Raw genomic sequence first — 20,989 nt, 5'->3', positions numbered from 1 at the left:
GAGCTTAGTAACATGTATAAAACACATTATGTTGATTGGCACCAAAGACGTACTGATTCCTGTAGTAACTGCTCAATACTATAAGTTGGTCATGGAAAAAGTAGGAAGTAGATGCGACCTGATTCTTTATGAAGACCAACCCCACGGATTCTTCAATTATCCAAGATTTGAAAATTATAAAAAGACTGTTGAAGTTACTGACGAATTCCTTCAATCTTTGGGCTATTTGCAAAAACAACCATTCGTTATGATAGAGTAAAAACTTCAGTTTTCAAGCAATTAGCCAGGATAAATTAGTATCGATTTTTTAGCAAGCAAACAGCTATACATCACTAGTTTTTTAGTGATTTACCATTCAATACAATATTAGAATAGTTTAAGTGCTATGCTATTAGTTGTATTATTCTAAGAATTTCATATTACTTTTATTGTTTTTTATACCTACATTAATGCTGTTATTCACTAGAATCACAGCCACTATTTTTAATCACAGTGATTTAATCAGAATATATCCTAACATATTTCAGGAAATTCTCTTTTGACTTGTCACATAAATTTTTAATCCATTTCATTATGAAAAAAGTTTTCAAGTTTCTCGGGTACCTAATTGTAGGCGTTCTACTCATCGTAATCATTCTTTTTGCCTATGTCTCCTTCTCATGGAAGAAATCATATGATGCCCCTTACCCAGCAGTGTCTATGAGTACAGACTCTACCGTTCTTGCAAGAGGTCAATACTTGGTTTATGGGCCTGCCCATTGTGCCACATGCCACATAGCTCCTGATGATTATGAGACCATGAGTGCTGGTGAACTGGTTCCCTTAGCTGGTGGAAGCCAAATAGTAATTCCTCCTGGAATATTTAGACCTCGAAATCTTACACCTGATGTAGAAACTGGTATTGGATCTTTGACAAATGAGGAAGTTGCCAGGGTGATGAGATTTGGAGTGGGTCATGATGGAAGAGTTTTGTTTCCATTCATGCCATTCGAGAATATGACGGAGGATGATTTGAATTCGATTATCTCTTTTTTAAGATCCAGACCTCCAGTTTCTAAGAAAATTGAAGCATCAGACTATACCTTCCTTGGCAAGGCAGTACTTGCACTTGGAATGATCAAACCAATAGAACCCGGTGCAATGCCCCAGAAGTCCTTGAAACAAGAAGCTTCTGTAGTTTATGGGGAATATTTGGCTAACTCTGTTGCTAACTGTGTAGGCTGCCATTCACCTAGGGACCTCAAAAGTGGAGAGTTTACAGGGCCAAAATTCTCAGGTGGTCTAGCCTTTGAAGAGGTATCAGCTACTTTTATTACACCAAATCTGACTCCTGATCCTGAAACTGGATTATTGGCGCAATGGACTGAAGAAGCTTTTGTCCAGAGGCTTAAAGCAGGGTTGGTCCATGAAGGTACTCCAATGCCTTGGTCTAGTTTTGCAATGATGGATGAGGTAGATATAAAAGCCATCTACATGTACTTGAAATCTTTACCTCCTACGAAAAACCTTATTGAACATACTGTTGTAATGAAAGAATAAGTTAGCTCGAATAGTAACTAGCTCAGTCGGTAAAAGTTGATCTAAATCACTAAAATCAAGTATTTCCCCAATAAAAAAGCCGGAAGAGATTCCGGCTTTCGCATTCGTTAAGTTTATAATTAGGTAGTCGTGTTCGTTGCGTCTCCAGGATAGTTAGCATTGAGCATGTTCATAGTCTCATGTGCTACCCTGATGTTGTACTCGTATGCGAGGCTCTTATAATTAACCAAATCGACTATAGTACCAATAAAGCAAAGTCCGAGGGTCAAAATATACAGAATACCCAAGCCTATTTGTCCCAGAATAAATCGATGTAGTCCCGCAAATCCAAAGAAGCCCAGTAAGGTTAAAATCAAAATCATCTGAGCGTCTTTTCTTCTAGCACGGTAAACTTGTGCGAAAAGAGATGCCTGATCCTCATCCATGTTTTTCATCAAACCCTGGATATAACCCAGTTCCATTCCTTCCAACTCGGGAAGATGTCTTAATACATTAGCCATAATTGTGTGTTGTTTTTAAGTTTTTAATAAGTTGCCAGATTCGAGTGGTAATTACCACATACGCCAGCAAAGCCAGCGGATGCATGTCCCAGGAAGCTTGAAATTCCCCTCTTGCGAGAAGACTCATAGATCTACCTAGGCCACAACCCGGACACCATTCAAATCCCAGTTGACTCAAAGGACAGAGACTAAAATGACTCCCTCCATGAGGATCCAAGAAAAGAATTGCTACTAAGCTTCCGATCCAGAAGATCAGCTCTAGCGGCAGGTTTGATATCCATTGGGTTATTACCTTCATGTCTACTAGATGTACGAAAAAGATGCCATTGCTTGTAAACGCCCTAATTGGGCCAATATACCCGTTGGAGTTATGATTGATGAATGCAAACGTACATAAAAGTGTTCGTTTATGAACGCTTTAATTCAGGTAATTTGATTTCTAATTCTTTGCCATAGAGCACTTTTTGGTTGGTTTGAAATTGCCGTGCGATTTGGAGATATCCTTTATTAGCTCCATAGTTTTTCCAACCGGAAAATTTAAATACCAACCCAAGCAATTCCCCATTGACCGGGACAGAAGATTGGATACCCAAAGTTTTTGAGACTTCATTTCCAAGAAAGAAATTCAAGATGGGCTCTACCTGAGTCGAAATTAAAGCATCAGGAATCGATCTTTTATAATAACCGATCAGGGCCTGGATCAGTTGATAGCCAGCATCTGAGGATTTTAAATGACGTTTTCGGATTAATTTTTCAAGTGCAAAAGTCTCCTTTGGGTTTTCCGGCCAATAAGTTTCTTGGATTCCCATCAATCGCCCAATCCACTTCCAGTACTTCATTATTACGTCTACTTCTGCAGTTTCTACCTTAAACCCCATTTTTTTCCATCCACGGATTACGATCAGGCTAAAAGACAGATTGGTCCCGATCAGATCTTCTTGATTGATGGGTTTGCCGAAGCGATCATCCCAATCAGGAGCATAATGAGAAATAAAATAACGGCTGAAAGCGTGAATCAGACGGACTTTTGCGCAAGTGAGAAAGGCTTTCTTTTTAGTGAGAAACGCCCGTGGCTCGAAAATATCTAAAATAAAACTCCCAGTTTCACCTAATCTGCGACCGATATCACTAAGTATTCGCTTGGACCGGACAAGGACCTCTGCACCATCCCCAAAAGCATAGGCATAAGGAAGAGAGTAAAATCCAAGCATGGACAGGTAGAGGTCTCCTTTTTTATCAAAGATTTTCTGGCCCTTTACCAAAACCTCTTCAGGAATATCATCTTGTGTCAGGTAAAAGTTGAAGAAATCCTGAAACTCTTTAGGATATGATTTTTCAATTTTATCTGGTATTTCACTCCAGGTATTTATTAAAGTAATTAATTCTGGATTTAAAATTAATAGGCTAACCAACTGATCTGCAAGTGGATCTTGAATAGATCTTAACCGATCAAATTCGATATTCTGGTATAGTTTTAATTTGCTCACATCATTCTAACCTTGATTTTGTATTTTGGTTGAAAAATTCAGTAAATCAGATGAAAAAGAGTTTTTGCTTTCCGTTTATTTCATTTTTTATTAGTGCCTTTTCCGGCTTTGCCCAAAGTGGATCTGACCTTTTGATAATCAATACCGGTGGAAAAGGAGGTAATCTTAAATTGTTGACTGAATCAGCCCGTACGCTGACAGACCGACCAGAATATGATAATCAACCTAGTTTTATCAATGAAACCCAATTGGTATTCTCTGCGGCAGATGAAAATGGAAATCACGATATCATTGTTTATAATTTCGAATCTGATAAGTTTACCAATCTGTCAAAAACATCTGATCGTAGTGAGTTTTCACCAAGTATTACCGACTGTGGGATGTACATCTCAGCAGTAGTAATGGAAGAAGACAAAAAACAGAGAATTTGGCTATACCCTACCAGTTTTGAACCTGCTGAGTTACTCTATGATGATATAGAGCCTGTGGGATATTACGATTGGTACGACAATAAAGCCGCTATGTTTGTCCTTGGAGAGCCAAATAAACTGGTGTATGCCAGAGGGAGAAATGATATAATCGAAATAGATTCCGCAATAGCTAGATCTGTAAAAAAACGCCCCAAGACATCTGAAATCACTTATTTATCTCAGCCTTCAGAAAGCCAAGCAGGGATTATTAAGAGCTATGATATAGAAAATGGAAACAGAGAAGTATATCTTGAGGGGATTTCGGATTCTCAGGATTTTATTTGGCTTGATAAAAAACATCTGATGATGGCTTCCGGAAATGAGGTTTTCATCAGAAAATACAATAACCCGGAATGGACATCTCTTGGTGAAATCACCTCCAGTACACATCAAAATATTACCCGCATGGCCTACAGCGAAGATCTAAATACGCTAGTGGTCGTAATGAATAGAAAATAACAATACACTATGAACCCTATTAAATCAACCCTATTTGCGGCTTCGCTCATTATTGGTGCACAAGCTTTTTCTCAGGAAATTGACGACAAAAAAGGCATTGTTGCAAAAAATGCAGAATTAGTAAAAGTCCAGGATGGCTTTGCCTTTACCGAAGGCCCTGCAGTAAATCGCTTTGGAGATGTATTCTTTACCGATCAGCCAAATAATCGCATTCATAAATGGAATGCCTTGTCTAATGAAATCGGCGTGTTCAAAGAAGATGCTGGAAGATCAAACGGAATGTATTTTATGTTAGATGGCACTTTGGTAGCCTGTGCTGACAACAAAAATGAACTTTGGGCTTTTGATACTGATGGCAATCATGAAGTGTGGATTACTGCTTTCAAAGGCAAAAAACTAAATGGTCCAAATGATCTTTGGGTCCGTCCGCGAGGTGGCATTTATTTTACTGATCCACTTTACGTTAGACCCTACTGGGAAGGCCGGAGCAAAGAGTCTGAGCAGGAAGGTCAGGATGTTTACTTTTTATCCGCTGATAGGACAGAATTATTCAAGGTGGCTGACGATCTAGTGCAGCCAAATGGAATAGTGGGTTCTCCCGATAGCAAGTTTCTTTTTGTGTCGGACATAGGCGCCAAGAAAACCTATAAATATGAAATCCGTGAAGATGGCTATTTGATTAATAAGGAACTTTTCTGCGAAATGGGCTCTGATGGAATGACCATAGATGAGCGGGGAAATGTTTATCTGACAGGTGATGGCGTGACAGTATTCGATCGGAAGGGAGAGCAGATTGCCCACATTGAAGTTCCGGCAAAATGGACTGCAAATGTGGTCTTTGGTGCGTTGGATAGAAAAACATTGTTTATCACGGCCTCAGATGCAGTTTATACTTTACAGATGAAAGCCAGAGGGGTTTGGTAAATGGTGATCACCGGCTAAGGTTTTTCACAAACAGGCATGAAAGTGCAATTCGATCTAGCTTCTAGAAAAGTAGGATAATGGAACTTACAAATATGCTATAAATGTCACTAAACCGTGCCCTCCGCGCACACTGTGGTTAAAATGAATTACAGAAAAAATCCCAGAAAGGAAGCAATATATAAAGCTTCTTCTCCGGGATTTTTTTTTGGCTAACCCTCCTCTTTTCTCTTCAAAAAGATCATGGATAAGCCTTGGAATCCGCTGAATTTAGAAGATACCGATGTAGTGATTTCCAGGCTGGTTTACCAAAGTAGCTCCTTTTGTGGCCACGCCTGTATTGCTATCCAAAATGTAAATGTTACCGTTTTTGCCTACTGGAGTGATCGCGATGTAAACCTCTGATCCGTCTGCTACGAAACCTTGGTATTGGTTGAACTCTAGATCAGCATCATAAGGCAAATCTACGATAGAAGCTGTTCTTGCATTCAAGTCCATCCAGACTACGAAGCCATTTTCAGCTCCATCATGAGAGATCAGCGCAAACGCTTTACCATCCTGAGCATATTTCCAAGCTTCAATGGTTACTCCTGTAAGACCAAGTGCCTCATTCAAGCTGAAAACATACGAATTATCATATTCATTATTCTGGTTGATTTTTAGGATATGAGAACCGTTTGGATCCCTCTCTGTAGCTTGATAGATGTTGTCATCATCACCCAGGTAGCTATAATGACTTCTATAGCCGCTATTGTCACCATGACCAACTGTAGAATTAATCACTGTTGGATTGGCAAAGGATGGATAATCAACAACCACAGACTTGGATCCTAATCTTTCGTAGTCTCCTTGGGTCTCACCTGTTTCCACATTGTATTTGCGCATCCAAGTTCCAATGACAAGCTTGTCACCAGCTGCGTTCAAGACAGATCCATCCAACCTGAAAATTGTATGACCTGCAGCTTCCTCTTCTTCGGTAAGAGGGATAGGGTATTGTACAAAGTTTCTGATCAGAGATTCCTGTAAATCCAGCGCCAAAATAGTTGCTGTACCTCTGTAGTAAGCAAAAGGATCACTTTCATTTCCAGTCTCCGGAGCATTGTTAGCCTGAATGTTAGCCATATTCAAAGCAACGCCTGTTTTGTCTCCATCGAATAATTTCAGCCAACGGGGAGATGTCCCCGCGTACTGTGAGATATTTACAGACACATCAGATTGAGAAAACTCCCCGCCTCCGTTCACTGTATATTTGGAAAATTCTCCTCCATTGTCACCTGTGTAAGCAATATTAAAAAGTGTACTTCCATCTTCAGAAGACTGAAGACGCGCAGTTCTATTGGATTTCACTCCGTATCCATCTTCGTAGACACTGATCTGCACATCTGGATTTTTAGCTTCTTCTTTGGTCACAGAATAAACCATAGTTCCTCCATTTCCATCTCCCGGGTTGGTGCCCATTAATGCACCTGCAACAGTGATCCATCGGTCTTCTTGCTCTACAGGAGGAATGATTGGATCTACATCGTTGTTATCACTACAGCTGGAAAGGATTACAGTACCCATTACCGCTCCGAGTACTAAAAAGTTTAAGAATTGCTTTTTCATAATTTACTTGTGGTTGGTTAAAATTTATTGATGGTATAGTTTAATTTCAGGTAGAAGCCTCTTCCAGGTTTTTGAACTGCAAAATTGTCGTAAGCCTGTTTATTGAAGATGTTTCTCAAATCAGCACTTAGGACTAATTTTTCACTTGGAAAAACGTAATTCATTCCAATGTCCTGGATAAATTGTCGTGGAGTTCTGAAGTCTTCAATCTCCAGCCAAGTGGTGTAAAAACGGTCTACAAATCCAAAACTGTAATAGAGATTTACTTTAGATCTTTCTTGTAGCAAGTCCTTAAATCCATACTGGACTGTAGAATTGATAGTGAAAAAGGGCTCGTTAGGAAGTTGCTGATTATAATAAGTGTACTCATTGCCGTTGTTGTCGTATCTCATGTTAAACACTGAGTTGAACTTGGAGAAATTGACCAGAACGCTAAGGTTATCTCGGAAGGAATAGTTAATCTCCCCTTCAAAACCAATGGATTTTGTTTTTCCCAAATTCTCAAAAGGATCTGTCTGTACGGCGTCATTCAATCTAGGATTGATTCTCCTTACGATCTTGTCCTTTGTATCCCTTAAAAATCCTGATCCATAGACAGTGAACTTATGAGTGGTATTCAAGGTATATGGACCGCCTCTCAAACCTATGTTTAGATTGTTGCTGATTTCAGGTCTAATTCCAAGGTTTTCAATGATATTTTCTCCTGGACTGCCAAATATTTCATTTTCCGAAGGCATTCTTACCGCCTTCTCTCCGGACAACAGAATTGTAATGTTATTCTTTAAGGCATAAGAAGTAGCCAATCCATACCCGCTCGTATTTCTGTCGCTGCTTACTCGATCTTCCACCTTTACTCTTTCACCATTTTCGGTGACCAGTTTTGGATCCATCCTATCGATTTTCTGCTGGTAATACTTGCCAAAAAGATTGGCTTTAAACTTTGATTCAAAAAGTGTCACCTCATATGCTAAGGCAGAAATATTCTTAAATAAATCTCTGGTACCTATGAATTCTCTTTCAGCCACAGGCCTCATTTCATCCCGCTGTGTCCTATCTATGGTGTAATACATATGACTAAATACCAGCTTATGGTTGGCAGAAAGAGAATAAGTAAGCCCCCCTCTGAAGGTTCCAATGTTTCTGTTGATGTGGTTGATCGTCGGAGCTCCCTGCTGTGCGCCGCTTGGTCTTAAAATTGGATCACCATTTAGCCCTATACTCTGCTCACCAAACCAATCGTAGTTCCAGCGAACCGTATCATTCACTACTTGTTTTCTGTCGCTGAACATCCCATTAAATGTCACTTCCAAACCCTTTGTTAGGAAATCGCTTTTTGAATAAGTCAAACTCATCACATTAGCTTGGGACTCTGTGAACCTACCTTTGTATGGAATAGTCATGTAGGTTCCATGCTGTATTTCATTATAATCATCAGATACGTTGAAGCCCAAGTAGAACTGATCTGCCCACTTTACGTCGGTAAAACCAAGTTGAATATTCGCACCCACGGATCGATAGGCATCATTAAAGCGCTTGGCTCTTACATATTCATAGCGACCATTTGCAAGAATGTTTCTTACAAACTTGCCCCAGACTTCATAGTCGTTGTCAGAGTGGTTGTAAAATGCGGAAGCTCTTGCTGTAAACCCTGTGTTTGAGTTGCGGTATGATCCGCTGAAATTTGCTTGCTGGGTATTAAAAGATCCATATGACAGGGAAGCTGTAAGGTTGTTCATGGCACCTTTCTTTAAGATCACATTGATAGCTCCGCCTAGTGCATCATCTGCTAGATGTGCAGGGATTACACCCTTGTAGACTTCGATCCGCTCGATCAATGCCGGAGGAATACTATTAAGACTAAAAGAAGCACCATAAGTAGAAATGGGAACGCCGTCAATGAATATTCGGACGGAATTGCCAGACATACCATTAAGATTGTAGGAAACAGTAGAGCCCAAGCCTCCGTTTTGGCGAACTCTCACACCCACTGATCTATTCAGCAGATCGTTGGTTTGCAGAGACTGGAGCGAAGCCCTCTTAGTTTCAATTACATTGACTGCAAAGCCGGTAGCCTCTATTTCACTTTTAAAAGATTCTCCCTCTACCAGCACTTCGTCAAGTTCGCTATCACTAGACCTTTTCACTACATTAGAAAGTTTCAGGCTAGGCCTATCAATGGTGATTCCAAAGTTAATTTGCTGGATTTCGATACTTCTTACTTGCACCTGATGTGGGCCAAATGGAATATCATTCAATTCATAACTACCCTTACTATCCGTCAATGCTTGCTTTTTGAGGGATACGATAAAGACAGATGCATAAGTGACTGGGGCGCCATCCTCAAATTTCAAGGTCCCAGATACTTTTCCGGTTTGAGCATTACAAAAAACGGAGGCCAAAAAGCTGAGCTTAAAAATCAAAAGAGTATAAATTGTTTTCATATGCTGCCTGTGTGTGACTATGGCAGCAAAATTATACTTTAATTATAATTAATCTAAATAAGGTTAATGAAAAATTTTAAAATGTTAAACATCTTCCGTAAAACAGCTTGAAATATATCATATAACTCATTATTAATTAATGTCATATAAAATATAGGATGTAAAAACTCGAATAAAAAAAGTTAGAAATCGACTTGATGATTCTTATAAACCAGCGGTTTAATAGAACGATTTTAGAATTGAAACTTACTTTTTAGCAGTTAAACTGCTTCATTTCCATCTCATCGAAACCATACATAGTCTTTAGAATGCTTCTCCAATAAAAATATAGAATCCTGATCCCTCAGCAGTGAGCGCATATTCTAGGCGCGTGTAGATATCTTTTTTCGGGAAAAGCAAAAAACGCAAACCAGCCCCTGCTGACCAAGCTATTTTGTCGAGGTTAAGATTGGAGAAATCCGAGAAGACGGTAGCTACCCCGGCAAAGGCAGCTGCACCAATTCGTTTTGAAAAGCCCAGCGGAAGGGGAAGAAAACGCATTTCAACCTGTGTGGCTAGTTGGTTATTGTCACGAAAACGTCCAGAGTAATATCCCCGCATCATACTGTCTCCTCCCATCAATGCCATCTGATTGAAAGGAATGTTTCCAGTATTAAACTGCCCCAGAAGCTGTGCTGCAAACACATTGTGCTTCCCCACTGGTATATAAATTCTAGTATCTGAGACCACCATATTGAATTCATAGTCACTAATCCCTTCGAAGTATCTTAGATATCCTAACTCAGAGAAAAACCCATTTCGTACGTTAAGCACATTGTGCCTGTCATCATATACTATCCCAGCCCCTACACCAAAATTGGTGGAGCCTTCACTACCAATCGGCAGTTCAAAATCAGAAGTCTCAGGAGCTGTGAGAAAATTAACTGACCCAAGACGCTGAAAATCCAATTCAGCTCCCACAAAAAGATTATTCCTTACTTTGCGCAGTACCCGCTCTTTGATGAGAATTTGGTTAGCTTCCACCAGAGCCAAGTAATCCGGTGAGCTATCCATTCCGATTCCATAGTATTTCAAGGGGAAACTCTGGAATCGTAATCGCCCAAGGAAAAACCACTTACTCTGATCAGAATACAATGCGTGGTCAAACCAAAGTCCATATTGGTTTTCCAAAGTGAAAAAAGTAAAGCCGCTAATCTCACTAAGGCGGTTGGTTGTGTCTCTTTTGGAATAATACACATAAAGCGAAGAAAGTCCGATTTCCCAGCTAGTCTCCGGAGAATAGGCCACCGTGGGATAAACCAAAAACTGCGGGTTTCTTATATCCGAAGTATCATTGATGAGACTGTTGATATATTTTTTTACAAAACCTTGAGAATAGGTTATCCTGCTCTCACAAAAAAGTAGCAACAGGATAGGAACACTTATTTTTAGGATGTTTTTGATACTGTGTGTTGAGGGGAATGCAAATGTAAAATACTAAGACGTACTTTTCTCTAACTACTTAATATCCAGAAGGAATGTTTCTCTTTTAGAGGAAGTAGGTATGAATTGAGATTTATTAGGCTGAAAACAAAAGAGGATGATAAGTTCATGATCATGTTGATTCAGCAGTGACAAATTAACAGTCACCATCAATTTCACAGACTTCCCCAGCACCCTTGGCTACTTCTATGGTAGGGTTGGTTTTCGAAAATTCAGCCCATGCTTTCACTAGTGTCTGATCAAAAACTTCATCTGCCTGCGCACCCGAAATTCCGTACTTCCTATCCAATACAAAGAATGGAACACCTCTCACACCCACCTGCCTGGCTTCGTAAATATCTTGCTCTACCTCGCTTTCGAATTTGTCAGAAGTCAGTACTTCATTGATCACACTATCATCCAACCCAATTCCTCTTCCCAGACCTAATAACACAGCATCATCATCAATATTGACAGCACTTGTAAAGTAAGCCTTTAGCAAGCTTTCTTTCATCTCATCGCCTTTACCGGCAGACTTAGCTAGATGCAGCAGTCGATGGGCTTTTCGTGTGTTTGCCACCACGGTTTTATCAAGATGATATTCCAAACCTTCCTGAGCAGCCATATTAGCTACATTGCCGGTGATCTCCTTTGTTTGTTCCAAAGTCCATCCTTTCAATTCTGCCAAGTATTCTGCCGAACTCTTATCAGGCTCAGTGATCTGCTCAGGATTTAGCTGAAAGCTTTTCCATTCGATCTCAATTTCATTTTTGTGAGGAAATTTAGAGATCGCTTTTTCTATTTTTCTTTTTCCGATATAGCAGAAAGGACATGCTATATCTGACCAAATTTCTATTTTCATGTGTTTATATTTGATTTTCCTTGGCCACATGGAATCTCGCATGGGTAATAATCATCTGTCTGTGTGACGCTTGAGTCATGCTCGATTTCATAGCTAGATTCTTTACTTAACTTATGGTGAAATAGAAATCCAGTAAAAAGAGTTCAGCAAGCAGTGAAAACTAAAGAATGTCCATCCTGTGCTATGGAGGTAGATACCAAAGCCAAAATTTGTCCTATATGTAAATTTGAATTTCCACAGCGATCCCCTTGGATCACCTGGATAGCTATTCTGCTTTTGATAGTGTGGATTATAAGCTATATAATTTAGGGTTGTCAATTACCAATTTGTTAATTAGCCGCCAAATAATATTCCGTAAAGTCTATTTTTTACAAATTAGTATGCCTGACTTTTCGATATCCGTAAAAATTCAAGTTATACCTGAAATTTTTTAGCAAATCTCTTGCATTTTCCTTAGTAAGGAATGAATTTTGTCTCCCAATTCGCATGATACAAGTAAATCACATAGCGCCATCTTTCATTTCTGCTACTTCCATAGCTCAGAGGGCTGTTGCTATTGCTTTTTTCACTCCGCTAAGGACGTGTAGATTTTTCTATAGGGTTTAACCCTTCGATAAATAATTGTATTCCTATGTGGAGTACGTGCCCGCCCTTTTACACTTTGATTTATTTACAAATTTTCCGATTACACCGGAATTAACACATGCAATCCCTAATGGATAACATTTCTTTCCAGATTATTGTAGCAAATGCTTCTCACAAGGTTTACTCCACACAGATCACCGACGAGATGGAAAATTCCGCAAAAGCTCGTGGCACAGGTATAGCCAAGCGCAGCCCTGCCTATGTAGAGACCAAAATGGAAGAAGGCAAGGCTGTAATCGCACTGACCTCTGAGGGTAAATGGGCAGGTTTCTGCTACATTGAGGCTTGGGGGCATGGTAAATACGTGGCAAACTCTGGTTTGATTGTATCTCCTGAATTCAGAAAATACGGTCTTGCCCGCCAGATTAAGAATGAAGTCTTCAAACTCAGTCGTCTCAAATATCCTGATTCTAAGATTTTTGGATTGACTACGGGAGCTGCGGTGATGAAGATCAACTCTGAACTTGGATACATTCCAGTCTCCTATTCCGATCTTACAGATGACAACGAGTTTTGGAAAGGCTGCCAAAGCTGTATCAATTACGAGATACTAATGAGCAAAAACAGGCAAAACTGCCTTTGCACAGCGATGCTTTATGATCCAAACTCGAAAAGAAATCACACCCAAGAGTTGGCTCTACGCGATGACTTCAAAAAAGATCTCAAATTATTTGATCGCTGGGTAAGATTAAAGAAATACGTGATGCTTAAATTGAATAAGTCTAAGGACACCATTTCAAGCATCTTTTTATAAATCAATTCTTCCTTTTTGGAAGCAAAAACCATATTTCGATGAAATCGAGCATGACCAAGAATGTCTCACAGTGGGATGCTTATTTGTTTTGCGAAATTCCATGTGACCTTTGAAAGAAAAATATAAACACATGAAAAAAATAGTTTTAGCCTACAGTGGAGGCTTGGATACCACATTTTGTGCCTTGCATCTTTCCAAAGAACTAGGTTATGAAGTGCATGCAGTTCTAGTGAATACAGGAGGATTTTCCGAAGAAGAATTGAAGGATGTAGAAGAGAGAGCAAAAGGATTAGGAGTCGCATCATTTAAAATCCTTCATGTAATGGAAACCTATTACAATGAAGTGATCAAGTATCTCGTATTTGGAAATGTATTGAAAAACCAAACGTATCCTTTATCTGTGTCTGCAGAGCGTATCCTTCAGGCCAAATCGCTTGCTGAATATGCCAAATCTATTGGCGCTAAAGCTGTAGCGCACGGTTCTACTGGTGCAGGAAATGATCAGGTTCGATTTGATATGATCTTCCAGACTATCATTCCGGATATCGAAATCATCACTCCTATTCGTGATTTGAAATTGAGTCGTGCGGAAGAGATCGAGTATTTGAAAAAGCACAGCGTAGCTATGAACTTCGAAAAAGCTGCTTATTCTATCAATAAAGGAATTTGGGGGACTTCTGTAGGCGGAAAAGAAACACTTACTTCCTCCGAATATCTTCCAGAAAATGCCTGGCCTACTCAGGTGACGAAAACTCAACCGAAGGAAGTTAAATTGACTTTTGTAGCTGGCGAACTAAAAGGAATTGATCAAACAAGTTATGATAACCCGGTGGATGCTATTCAGTCTCTTCAGAGCATGGCAGCGCCTTACGGAATCGGCCGTGATATTCACGTGGGAGATACGATCATTGGGATCAAAGGCCGTGTAGGATTCGAAGCAGCAGCACCTTTGATCATCATCAAGGGACATCAACTGCTGGAGAAGCACACGCTTACCAAGTGGCAACTATTCTGGAAAAATCAGTTGGCTGAATTCTACGGCAATCACCTACACGAGGGACATTACCTAGATCCAGTGATGAGAAATTTAGAAGAATTCATGGGCAGCACTCAGACTTTCGTAAGTGGTCAGGTTCGGGTTTTACTTCAACCCTATCGGTTTACTTTACTAGGAATCAATTCTGAACATGATTTGATGTCCAATAAGTTTGGTAGCTACGGCGAAATGAACAAGGGTTATACAGCAGAAGATGTGAAAGGCTTTACCCGGATATTGGGTAATCAGACTTCGATTTTCCACAAGGTAAACTCAGACAATGACTAAAATCAAAACAGCAATCATAGGCGCGGCGGGATATACTGGAGGCGAATTACTTCGTCTGCTGGTTCATCATCCTGCCTGCGAACTGATCTATGTACATAGCAATAGTCAGAAAGGCAAAAAAGTTAGTGACGTTCATCCTGATCTGATCGGAGACTGTGATTTGATTTTCACAGACGAAGTACTAACGGAAGGAATTGATGCTGTTTTTCTTGGTTTACCCCATGGTCAGACCAAGGGGTTTTTGGAGCAACATTCCTTTTCTTCCGAGACAGTTTTGATTGATTTGTCAACTGACTTCCGGGATGAGTCCAACGGATTTATCTATGGACTTCCTGAAGTTAATTCGGAGAAAATCAAGACTGCCAAAAAGATTGCGAATCCTGGATGTTTTGCAACTGGGATCCAATTGGCCCTGCTTCCTGCTATCGCGAAAGGCTGGGTGAAAGACACAATCCAGATTTCTGGGGTCACGGGAAGCACTGGAGCAGGAAAGAAACTTGCTGAGACTTCACACTTCAGTTATCGATCTTCAAATATATCTGTTTATAAGCTATTTACACATCAGCATTTAAAGGAGATTAATCAGACTTTTAAACAACTGAATTCTGAATTTTCTTCGGAAATACTCTTCGTTCCCTATCGTGGCAATTTCCCGAGAGGTATCTGGATTACAGCTTATTTTCCTTTTGAAGGAACCCAAGAAGAAGCGGTAAATGCATACCAAGAGTTTTACAAAAATGCTGCCTTTACACACGTTTCAGAACAGGATATCGACATGAAGCAGGCGGTGAACACGAATAAAGCGATTGTTCATGTGCAAAAAGAAGCCGGGCAATTGGTGATTTATTCTGCCATTGACAACCTATTAAAAGGTGCCTCAGGGCAGGCAGTTCAGAATTACAATTTAGCGTTTGGACTTGAGGAGAGGATGGGCTTGAATTTGAAAAGTATAGCATTCTGAGATATTAGAAGCTAGGCACAAGATTCAAGGTTTGATGAATGCTACTTCGATATTCAGTATTCATCATTTCTCATTCATCATTCTCCAACTTAGAAATGATTTACGAAGTCCAAAAAGACTCCGTAAATCTCATTTCGTAATTCGTAAATCCTTATGAAATTATTTGATGTATATCCCCTAATTCCAGTTACCATCGCAAAGGCTGAAGGCTGTAAACTCTGGGACGAGCATGGACAAGAATATATAGACTTATACGGTGGACACGCTGTAATTTCCATTGGTCACACACATCCTCAGTATGTAAAGCGAATCAAAGATCAGCTCGATCAGATCGCATTCTACTCTAATTCAGTTCAGATCCCTATACAAAAAGAATATGCAGAGAAACTAGGCAAGCTATCAGGCTATCCTGAGTACGAGCTGTTTCTGTGTAATTCGGGAGCTGAAGCCAATGAGAATGCAATCAAACTAGCTTCCTTTGCTACAGGAAAGTCTGGGTTCATTGCTTTTTCAGGCAGTTTTCATGGAAGAACATCCGGTGCAGTAGCTTTAACAGACAATCCAAAAATCGTTGCTCCATGCAATGCGCGTGAGGATTTCCATATTCTTCCATGGGCAGATTTAGATGCAGTGGAAGAGACGCTGAAGTCCAATGAAATAGCCGGAATTATCATTGAAGGCATCCAGGGGGTGAATGGTATTCAGGTTCCAAGTGCAGAATTCCTTCAGGGCTTAGCTTCTCTTTCTAAGGAATATAAAGCGAAATTGATTTTGGATGAAGTTCAGTCTGGTTTTGGCAGAACTGGAAAATTCTTTGCGCATCAGTTAGTCGATGGTCTAAAGCCGGATATTATCAGCATGGCAAAAGGCATGGGAAATGGATTTCCAATTGGTGGAATCCTGATCTCTCCAGAATTTAAAGCAACCTATGGTTTGCTGGGAACTACATTCGGTGGAAATCACTTGGCTTGCGCAGCTGGTTTGGCAGTGGTTGAAATCATTGAAAAAGAAAACCTTCTGGCAAATGCCACAAAACTTGGTGAACAGCTTTTGGAAGAATTGAAAGGCATCTCAGGAATCACCGCTATTCGCGGTATAGGTTTGATGATAGGAATTGATTTGGATCGGGATGCTGGACCCGTTCGCTCAGAATTAGTCAAAGGATACCACATGTTTACCGGAAGCGCAGCAGGTAAGAATACGATAAGAGTCTTGCCTCCTTTAAATATCGAGTGGAATCAGTTAAATTCGTTTTTAACCGCATTAAAAGAAATCTTAAGTCAATCCCCTTCCAATTAACAAATGGCAAACATTATTCAGCCACTACAGCACTTTACAAAATTTGAATCATTCGATTTAGGCAACCAGTTGATCGAACAAGCGCTTTTATATAAAGCAAATCCGGCTCTTGACAAGGCGAAAGGCGCGGGTAAGCGCTTAGGATGTGTTTTCTTAAATCCTTCTCTTAGGACACGTGTTTCTACTCAGCTAGCAGCTATGAACCTGGGGATGGATCCAATTGTGTTGAATATGGACAAGGAAGGCTGGGCTCTAGAGATGCAAGATGGCGCAGTCATGAATCGTGGTACCGTAGAGCACATTAAAGATGCCGCTGCTGTACTTGGATCCTACTTTGATATTCTTGCAATTCGTGCTTTCCCTTCTTTGACTAATAAAGAGGAAGACATCAGTGATTTTGCCTTTTCTCAATTTGTTAAATATTCTGGAGTTCCTATCGTGAGTCTGGAATCTGCCACCCGTCACCCGCTACAAAGCCTAGCTGATCAAATAACGATAAGAGAGAATTGGACAGGAAAAAAGAAGCCCAAGGTTGTATTGACTTGGGGGCCCCATATTAAAGCTATCCCTCATGCAGTAGCTAATTCCTTTGCGGAGTGGACGCTGGGAATGGATTACGATCTCACAATTACCCATCCTAAAGGTTATGAATTGGATGAAGAATATACTAAAGGAGCAACTATAGAATATACTCAAAGTAAAGCACTAGAAAATGCTGATTTTGTGTATGTTAAAAATTGGTCTTCGTTTAATGATTATGGCAAAATCATTTCTACTGATGACTCTTGGATGCTCACAGAAAAGCATTTTGAACATGCCGAAAATGCTAAAGTAATGCATTGCCTTCCTGTCAGAAGAAATCTAGAGTTATCTGATGAGATCTTGGATGGTGAGCGTTCCTTAGTGCAGCAGCAAGCCAAAAATAGAATTTACGCCGCTCAAGCAGCCATTAGCTACCTGCTAGGAAATACATAAAGTTTACGCCCAATGAAAATAAGTATAATTAAAATCGGTGGTAATGTCATCGACTTTCCTGAAAAGCTTGAGGAATTTTTAGCCCTTTTCGCCAAATTCCCTGGACACAAAATACTTGTTCATGGTGGTGGAGTTATGGCTTCCCGATTTGGAGAATCGCTTGGTGTGATGCCCGAGATGGTAGACGGAAGAAGAATCACAGATCAAGAGACTCTTGATGTGGTAACAATGGTCTATGCTGGTTTGATCAATAAGAACATAGTAGCTAAACTTCAAGCGCTGAAAGTAAATGCGATAGGCATGTGTGGTGCTGATGGCAATATTATTAGATCTATTAAGCGTCCTGTGAAAGGAATTGATTATGGATTTGTAGGTGATATTCAAGAAGTTAATACTAAGTTAATTGATCATTTACTTTCAGGTGAATTGCTTCCTGTTGTAAATGCAATTACACATAATGCGAAAGGACAATTGCTAAACACGAATGCAGATAGCATTGCTTCGGCACTAGCTACCAGCCTAGCCAAAGAACATCAGGTCAATCTCTATTTCTGTTTCAATAAGAGCGGGGTTTTGATTGATGAAAAGAATGAAAATTCCATTATTCCTCTCATCAATGAGGATATTTACGAAGAGCTTCGCAAAGAAAATGTAATTCACTCCGGAATGATCCCAAAATTGGACAATGCGTTCGAAGCATTGGAAAAGGGTGTAAACCATGTTTGGATCGGAAAGGCAGAAAACCTTCATCTGGCAGCAAAAGGTAAACTCTCGGGAACAACCATCGAGAGAAGCCGATATGACCTCTACTAACTCAACAATTTGAAAATATCGATGGATTTATATGATGATGCAGTACAACTTCTTACTCAGTTAATAGAAATCCCGTCTTATTCTAAGGAAGAAAACTATACTGCAGATATACTAGAAGAGTTTTTCACTGCAAGAGAAATAGAAGTCCACAAATCAGGAAATAACATCTGGGCATTCGCTGCTACTTTTGATAAAAATAAGCCTACAATCTGGCTGAATTCCCATCATGACACGGTCAAACCTAATGCTGGCAATACTAAAGATCCTTTTCTTGCAATCACGGAAGAGGGAAAATTATTTGGTTTGGGAAGCAATGATGCCGGAGGACCGCTAGTAAGTCTAATTGCAGCCTTTACTCATTTTTATGGTCAGTACCTCCCTTTTAACCTGATCATGATAGCCTCAGCAGAAGAGGAGATTTCAGGTAAGAATGGAATCGCATCCGTCATAGACCAGCTTCCAGCATGTGATTTGGCTATCGTGGGAGAACCTACTTTGATGGACTTGGCAGTTGCCGAAAAAGGTCTGATGGTGATTGATGCAAAAGTACATGGCAAAGCAGGGCATGCTGCACGAGAAGAAGGCGTAAATGCTATTTATCTAGCTTTAGATGATCTACAAAAAATCAAAGATTTTGAGTTCAAAAAAACTTCCCAATTCTTAGGTAAAACTAAAGTTTCGGCAACAGTTATCCATTCGGGACAGCAGCATAATGTGGTTCCAGATCTTTGCGAGTTTGTGTTGGATGTCCGGGTTACCGATGCATATTCATTGGAAGAAGCACTTGAAGAATTGAAAAGCTCTCTCAATGCTGAATTAATTCCCCGTTCATTGAGACTGCAATCATCACATGTACCAGCAGACCATTTAATTCTGAAAGTCGGCGAGCTACTTGGACTCAAAACTTACGGAAGTCCTACACTTTCAGATCAAGCTTTGATCCCCTACCCATCTATAAAAATTGGCCCTGGAGACTCAGCTAGGTCACATTCTGCAGATGAATTTATTTACTTGAACGAAATTCAGAAAGGCATAGTAGGCTATATCAAGATTCTTGAAACCTACGCTGATATGCTCACTCAAACTAATTAGAAATGAAACTTTGGCAAAAAGAAACAGGCAGCAAAAAGGAAGTGGAAACCTTTACTATAGGCCGAGATCCTGAATTTGATATACTTTTGGCACCTTTTGATGTGCTTGGTTCTATGGCTCATGCGCAGATGCTATCTACGATTGGTCTTTTGACAATTGAGGAAAATGAAATTCTTCAGCGTGGACTAAAAGATATCTATTCTGAAATCCAGGAAGGAAAATTTGAGATTGCTGATGGAGTGGAAGATGTCCATTCCCAGGTTGAGTTTTTGTTGACCGAACGGTTTGGCGATGTAGGTAAGAAGCTTCATAGCGGTAGAAGCAGAAACGATCAAGTTTTGGTTGACTTGAAACTATACTATCGAGCTGCTATCCGTGAATTGGTGGAAGAAAGTTCAGCACTTTTCGAACTATTAATAGAACTGGCTGATAAACATAAAGGTGATTTGATGCCAGGTTATACGCATACACAACTCGCCATGCCTTCATCATTCGGGCTTTGGTTTAGTTCTTTTGCAGAAGGCATAAGTGAAGATATGGGCATGCTAAAGGCAGCGTTCGACTTAGCCAACAAAAACCCGCTGGGTTCTGCTGCTGGATATGGCTCTAGTTTTCCTTTAAACAGGACATTGACTACCAGTCTTCTTGGTTTTGCTGATCTTCATCACAATGTGCTAAATGCGCAAAACAGTCGAGGAAAAACTGAGCGTACATTATCATTTGCCTTGGCAGGCATGGCGGGTACACTAAATCGTCTGGCGTCCGATGTGTGTATTTTTATGAATCAACACTTTGCATTTATTAAGTTTCCAGATGATTTGACTACAGGAAGCAGTATCATGCCGCATAAAAAGAATCCTGATGTATTTGAATTGATCAGAGCAAAAACCAATCAAATTCAAGCGGTACCAAATGCTGTCTCAATGATTTTGACAAACACCACTACGGGTTATCATAGAGATTTGCAATTACTTAAGGAGGAGATTTTTCCCGCTTTAGAAAGCCTAAAATCTTGTCTTAGTATGAGTGCTTTTATGCTCAAATCTATCATGGTGAAAGAAAACATTTTGACAGACCCTTTTTACAAGCATCTATTTTCAGTTGAGGTCGTTAATGACTTGGTGTTAAAAGGGACTCCATTTAGGGATGCATACAAGCAGGTTGGGATGGATATAGAATCAGACAATTTTGCGCCGGATCAAAGTAAACTAAACCATTCACACGAAGGAAGTATTGGAAACCTGAACCTTATGGAAATTAATCTTAAAATGAAGAATGCAATCCAACAATTTAATTTTAACGACGTAGACCAATCCTTCAAAGATCTTTTAAAATTACACATTTAGCATGTTTTACATGAGTAGCTATAAAAATCCCATGC

General features: G+C 40.0%; 19 protein-coding genes. 12 read left to right on the top strand and 7 right to left on the bottom strand.

Translation table 11 applies throughout. The features are described from left to right. Positions 1-28 precede the first annotated feature (28 nt). On the top strand, positions 29-259 hold the full coding sequence (locus tag SYJ56_RS08425; RefSeq protein ID WP_323833393.1) for an alpha/beta hydrolase family protein: 231 nt from the start codon (positions 29-31) through the stop codon (positions 257-259). 314 nt (positions 260-573) lie between these two features. Further along, a complete protein-coding gene (locus SYJ56_RS08420) occupies positions 574-1,539 on the top strand; it encodes a c-type cytochrome (protein WP_323833391.1) in 966 nt (321 codons plus the stop codon). A gap of 119 nt (positions 1,540-1,658) precedes the next feature. Here SYJ56_RS08420 and SYJ56_RS08415 read toward each other — a convergent pair whose 3' ends face one another. From SYJ56_RS08415 to SYJ56_RS08405, 3 genes are all read right to left on the bottom strand, one after another. Next, positions 1,659-2,039 carry a TM2 domain-containing protein gene (locus SYJ56_RS08415; RefSeq protein ID WP_323833389.1) on the bottom strand — a complete coding sequence of 127 codons (381 nt, stop codon included), beginning with the start codon at positions 2,037-2,039 and terminating at the stop codon, positions 1,659-1,661. Then, entirely contained in the window at positions 2,032-2,337 is a 306-nt protein-coding gene (locus SYJ56_RS08410) for a DUF2752 domain-containing protein (RefSeq protein WP_323833387.1), read from the bottom strand. The genes SYJ56_RS08415 and SYJ56_RS08410 overlap by 8 nt, the downstream gene beginning before the upstream one ends. 109 nt (positions 2,338-2,446) lie before the next feature. After that, positions 2,447-3,526, bottom strand: a complete 1,080-nt coding sequence (locus SYJ56_RS08405; RefSeq protein ID WP_323833385.1) for an oxygenase MpaB family protein — start codon at positions 3,524-3,526, stop codon at positions 2,447-2,449. Between the two features lie 50 nt (positions 3,527-3,576). On the opposite strand from SYJ56_RS08405, the gene SYJ56_RS08400 reads away from it, so the two are divergent. Next, the gene (locus SYJ56_RS08400) at positions 3,577-4,455 is read left to right on the top strand and encodes a TolB-like translocation protein (protein WP_323833383.1); all 879 of its coding nucleotides are present in this window, start codon (positions 3,577-3,579) and stop codon (positions 4,453-4,455) included. A 9-nt stretch (positions 4,456-4,464) separates the two neighbouring features. After that, positions 4,465-5,379, top strand: a complete 915-nt coding sequence (locus tag SYJ56_RS08395; RefSeq protein WP_323833382.1) for an SMP-30/gluconolactonase/LRE family protein — start codon at positions 4,465-4,467, stop codon at positions 5,377-5,379. A gap of 267 nt (positions 5,380-5,646) precedes the next feature. On the opposite strand, the gene SYJ56_RS08390 is transcribed toward SYJ56_RS08395, so the two are convergent. From SYJ56_RS08390 to SYJ56_RS08375, 4 genes are all read right to left on the bottom strand, one after another. Continuing rightward, positions 5,647-6,981 carry a hypothetical protein gene (locus tag SYJ56_RS08390; protein WP_323833380.1) on the bottom strand — a complete coding sequence of 445 codons (1,335 nt, stop codon included), beginning with the start codon at positions 6,979-6,981 and terminating at the stop codon, positions 5,647-5,649. Positions 6,982-6,998: 17 nt separating this feature from the next. After that, positions 6,999-9,422 carry a TonB-dependent receptor gene (locus SYJ56_RS08385; protein WP_323833378.1) on the bottom strand — a complete coding sequence of 808 codons (2,424 nt, stop codon included), beginning with the start codon at positions 9,420-9,422 and terminating at the stop codon, positions 6,999-7,001. 303 nt (positions 9,423-9,725) lie between these two features. Next, positions 9,726-10,835, bottom strand: coding sequence for a BamA/TamA family outer membrane protein (locus tag SYJ56_RS08380; protein WP_416377792.1), 1,110 nt, complete (start codon positions 10,833-10,835; stop codon positions 9,726-9,728). 205 nt (positions 10,836-11,040) lie between these two features. Then, the gene (locus tag SYJ56_RS08375) at positions 11,041-11,745 is read right to left on the bottom strand and encodes a DsbA family oxidoreductase (RefSeq protein WP_323833374.1); all 705 of its coding nucleotides are present in this window, start codon (positions 11,743-11,745) and stop codon (positions 11,041-11,043) included. 715 nt (positions 11,746-12,460) lie between these two features. Here SYJ56_RS08375 and SYJ56_RS08370 point away from each other — a divergent pair. The 8 genes from SYJ56_RS08370 to argH all read left to right on the top strand — a co-directional run bounded on the left by SYJ56_RS08370 (position 12,461) and on the right by argH (position 20,954). Continuing rightward, positions 12,461-13,144, top strand: coding sequence for a GNAT family N-acetyltransferase (locus SYJ56_RS08370; RefSeq protein ID WP_323833528.1), 684 nt, complete (start codon positions 12,461-12,463; stop codon positions 13,142-13,144). Between the two features lie 130 nt (positions 13,145-13,274). Beyond that, positions 13,275-14,468: an argininosuccinate synthase gene (locus SYJ56_RS08365; protein WP_323833372.1), complete on the top strand. Its 1,194-nt coding sequence runs from the start codon at positions 13,275-13,277 to the stop codon at positions 14,466-14,468. After that, positions 14,461-15,429, top strand: a complete 969-nt coding sequence (gene argC / locus SYJ56_RS08360; RefSeq protein ID WP_323833370.1) for an N-acetyl-gamma-glutamyl-phosphate reductase — start codon at positions 14,461-14,463, stop codon at positions 15,427-15,429. The genes SYJ56_RS08365 and argC overlap by 8 nt, the downstream gene beginning before the upstream one ends. Before the next feature lie 153 nt (positions 15,430-15,582). Next, on the top strand, positions 15,583-16,728 hold the full coding sequence (locus SYJ56_RS08355) for an aspartate aminotransferase family protein (RefSeq protein ID WP_323833368.1): 1,146 nt from the start codon (positions 15,583-15,585) through the stop codon (positions 16,726-16,728). Positions 16,729-16,731: 3 nt separating this feature from the next. Continuing rightward, entirely contained in the window at positions 16,732-17,703 is a 972-nt protein-coding gene (locus tag SYJ56_RS08350; RefSeq protein WP_323833366.1) for a Rossmann-fold NAD(P)-binding domain-containing protein, read from the top strand. Between the two features lie 12 nt (positions 17,704-17,715). Further along, positions 17,716-18,516, top strand: coding sequence for an acetylglutamate kinase (gene argB / locus SYJ56_RS08345; protein ID WP_323833364.1), 801 nt, complete (start codon positions 17,716-17,718; stop codon positions 18,514-18,516). A gap of 21 nt (positions 18,517-18,537) precedes the next feature. Then, positions 18,538-19,608, top strand: coding sequence for a M20 family metallo-hydrolase (locus SYJ56_RS08340; RefSeq protein ID WP_323833526.1), 1,071 nt, complete (start codon positions 18,538-18,540; stop codon positions 19,606-19,608). 2 nt (positions 19,609-19,610) lie between these two features. Then, positions 19,611-20,954 (top strand): argininosuccinate lyase, encoded by a 1,344-nt coding sequence (gene argH / locus SYJ56_RS08335; RefSeq protein WP_323833362.1) that lies wholly within the window; start codon positions 19,611-19,613, stop codon positions 20,952-20,954. Positions 20,955-20,989 lie beyond the last annotated feature (35 nt).

The organism is Algoriphagus aurantiacus, from assembly GCF_035156405.1.
In the GTDB taxonomy this organism is placed as follows: Bacteria; Bacteroidota; Bacteroidia; order Cytophagales; family Cyclobacteriaceae; genus Algoriphagus; species Algoriphagus aurantiacus.
This window is presented reverse-complemented; position numbering and strand designations above follow the sequence as displayed.

What these genes read in the sequence shown, in the direction of transcription:
- SYJ56_RS08410 (WP_323833387.1), bottom strand. Translation starts at nt 2,337, where the DNA reads ATGAAGGTAATAACCCAATGGATATCAAACCTGCCGCTAGAGCTGATC.
- SYJ56_RS08385 (WP_323833378.1), bottom strand. Translation starts at nt 9,422, where the DNA reads ATGAAAACAATTTATACTCTTTTGATTTTTAAGCTCAGCTTTTTGGCC.
- SYJ56_RS08355 (WP_323833368.1), top strand. Translation starts at nt 15,583, where the DNA reads ATGAAATTATTTGATGTATATCCCCTAATTCCAGTTACCATCGCAAAG.
- SYJ56_RS08400 (WP_323833383.1), top strand. Translation starts at nt 3,577, where the DNA reads ATGAAAAAGAGTTTTTGCTTTCCGTTTATTTCATTTTTTATTAGTGCC.
- SYJ56_RS08415 (WP_323833389.1), bottom strand. Translation starts at nt 2,039, where the DNA reads ATGGCTAATGTATTAAGACATCTTCCCGAGTTGGAAGGAATGGAACTG.
- SYJ56_RS08395 (WP_323833382.1), top strand. Translation starts at nt 4,465, where the DNA reads ATGAACCCTATTAAATCAACCCTATTTGCGGCTTCGCTCATTATTGGT.
- SYJ56_RS08370 (WP_323833528.1), top strand. Translation starts at nt 12,461, where the DNA reads ATGGATAACATTTCTTTCCAGATTATTGTAGCAAATGCTTCTCACAAG.
- SYJ56_RS08350 (WP_323833366.1), top strand. Translation starts at nt 16,732, where the DNA reads ATGGCAAACATTATTCAGCCACTACAGCACTTTACAAAATTTGAATCA.
- argH (WP_323833362.1), top strand. Translation starts at nt 19,611, where the DNA reads ATGAAACTTTGGCAAAAAGAAACAGGCAGCAAAAAGGAAGTGGAAACC.
- argC (WP_323833370.1), top strand. Translation starts at nt 14,461, where the DNA reads ATGACTAAAATCAAAACAGCAATCATAGGCGCGGCGGGATATACTGGA.
- argB (WP_323833364.1), top strand. Translation starts at nt 17,716, where the DNA reads ATGAAAATAAGTATAATTAAAATCGGTGGTAATGTCATCGACTTTCCT.
- SYJ56_RS08375 (WP_323833374.1), bottom strand. Translation starts at nt 11,745, where the DNA reads ATGAAAATAGAAATTTGGTCAGATATAGCATGTCCTTTCTGCTATATC.
- SYJ56_RS08340 (WP_323833526.1), top strand. Translation starts at nt 18,538, where the DNA reads ATGGATTTATATGATGATGCAGTACAACTTCTTACTCAGTTAATAGAA.
- SYJ56_RS08425 (WP_323833393.1), top strand. Translation starts at nt 29, where the DNA reads ATGTTGATTGGCACCAAAGACGTACTGATTCCTGTAGTAACTGCTCAA.
- SYJ56_RS08420 (WP_323833391.1), top strand. Translation starts at nt 574, where the DNA reads ATGAAAAAAGTTTTCAAGTTTCTCGGGTACCTAATTGTAGGCGTTCTA.
- SYJ56_RS08390 (WP_323833380.1), bottom strand. Translation starts at nt 6,981, where the DNA reads ATGAAAAAGCAATTCTTAAACTTTTTAGTACTCGGAGCGGTAATGGGT.
- SYJ56_RS08365 (WP_323833372.1), top strand. Translation starts at nt 13,275, where the DNA reads ATGAAAAAAATAGTTTTAGCCTACAGTGGAGGCTTGGATACCACATTT.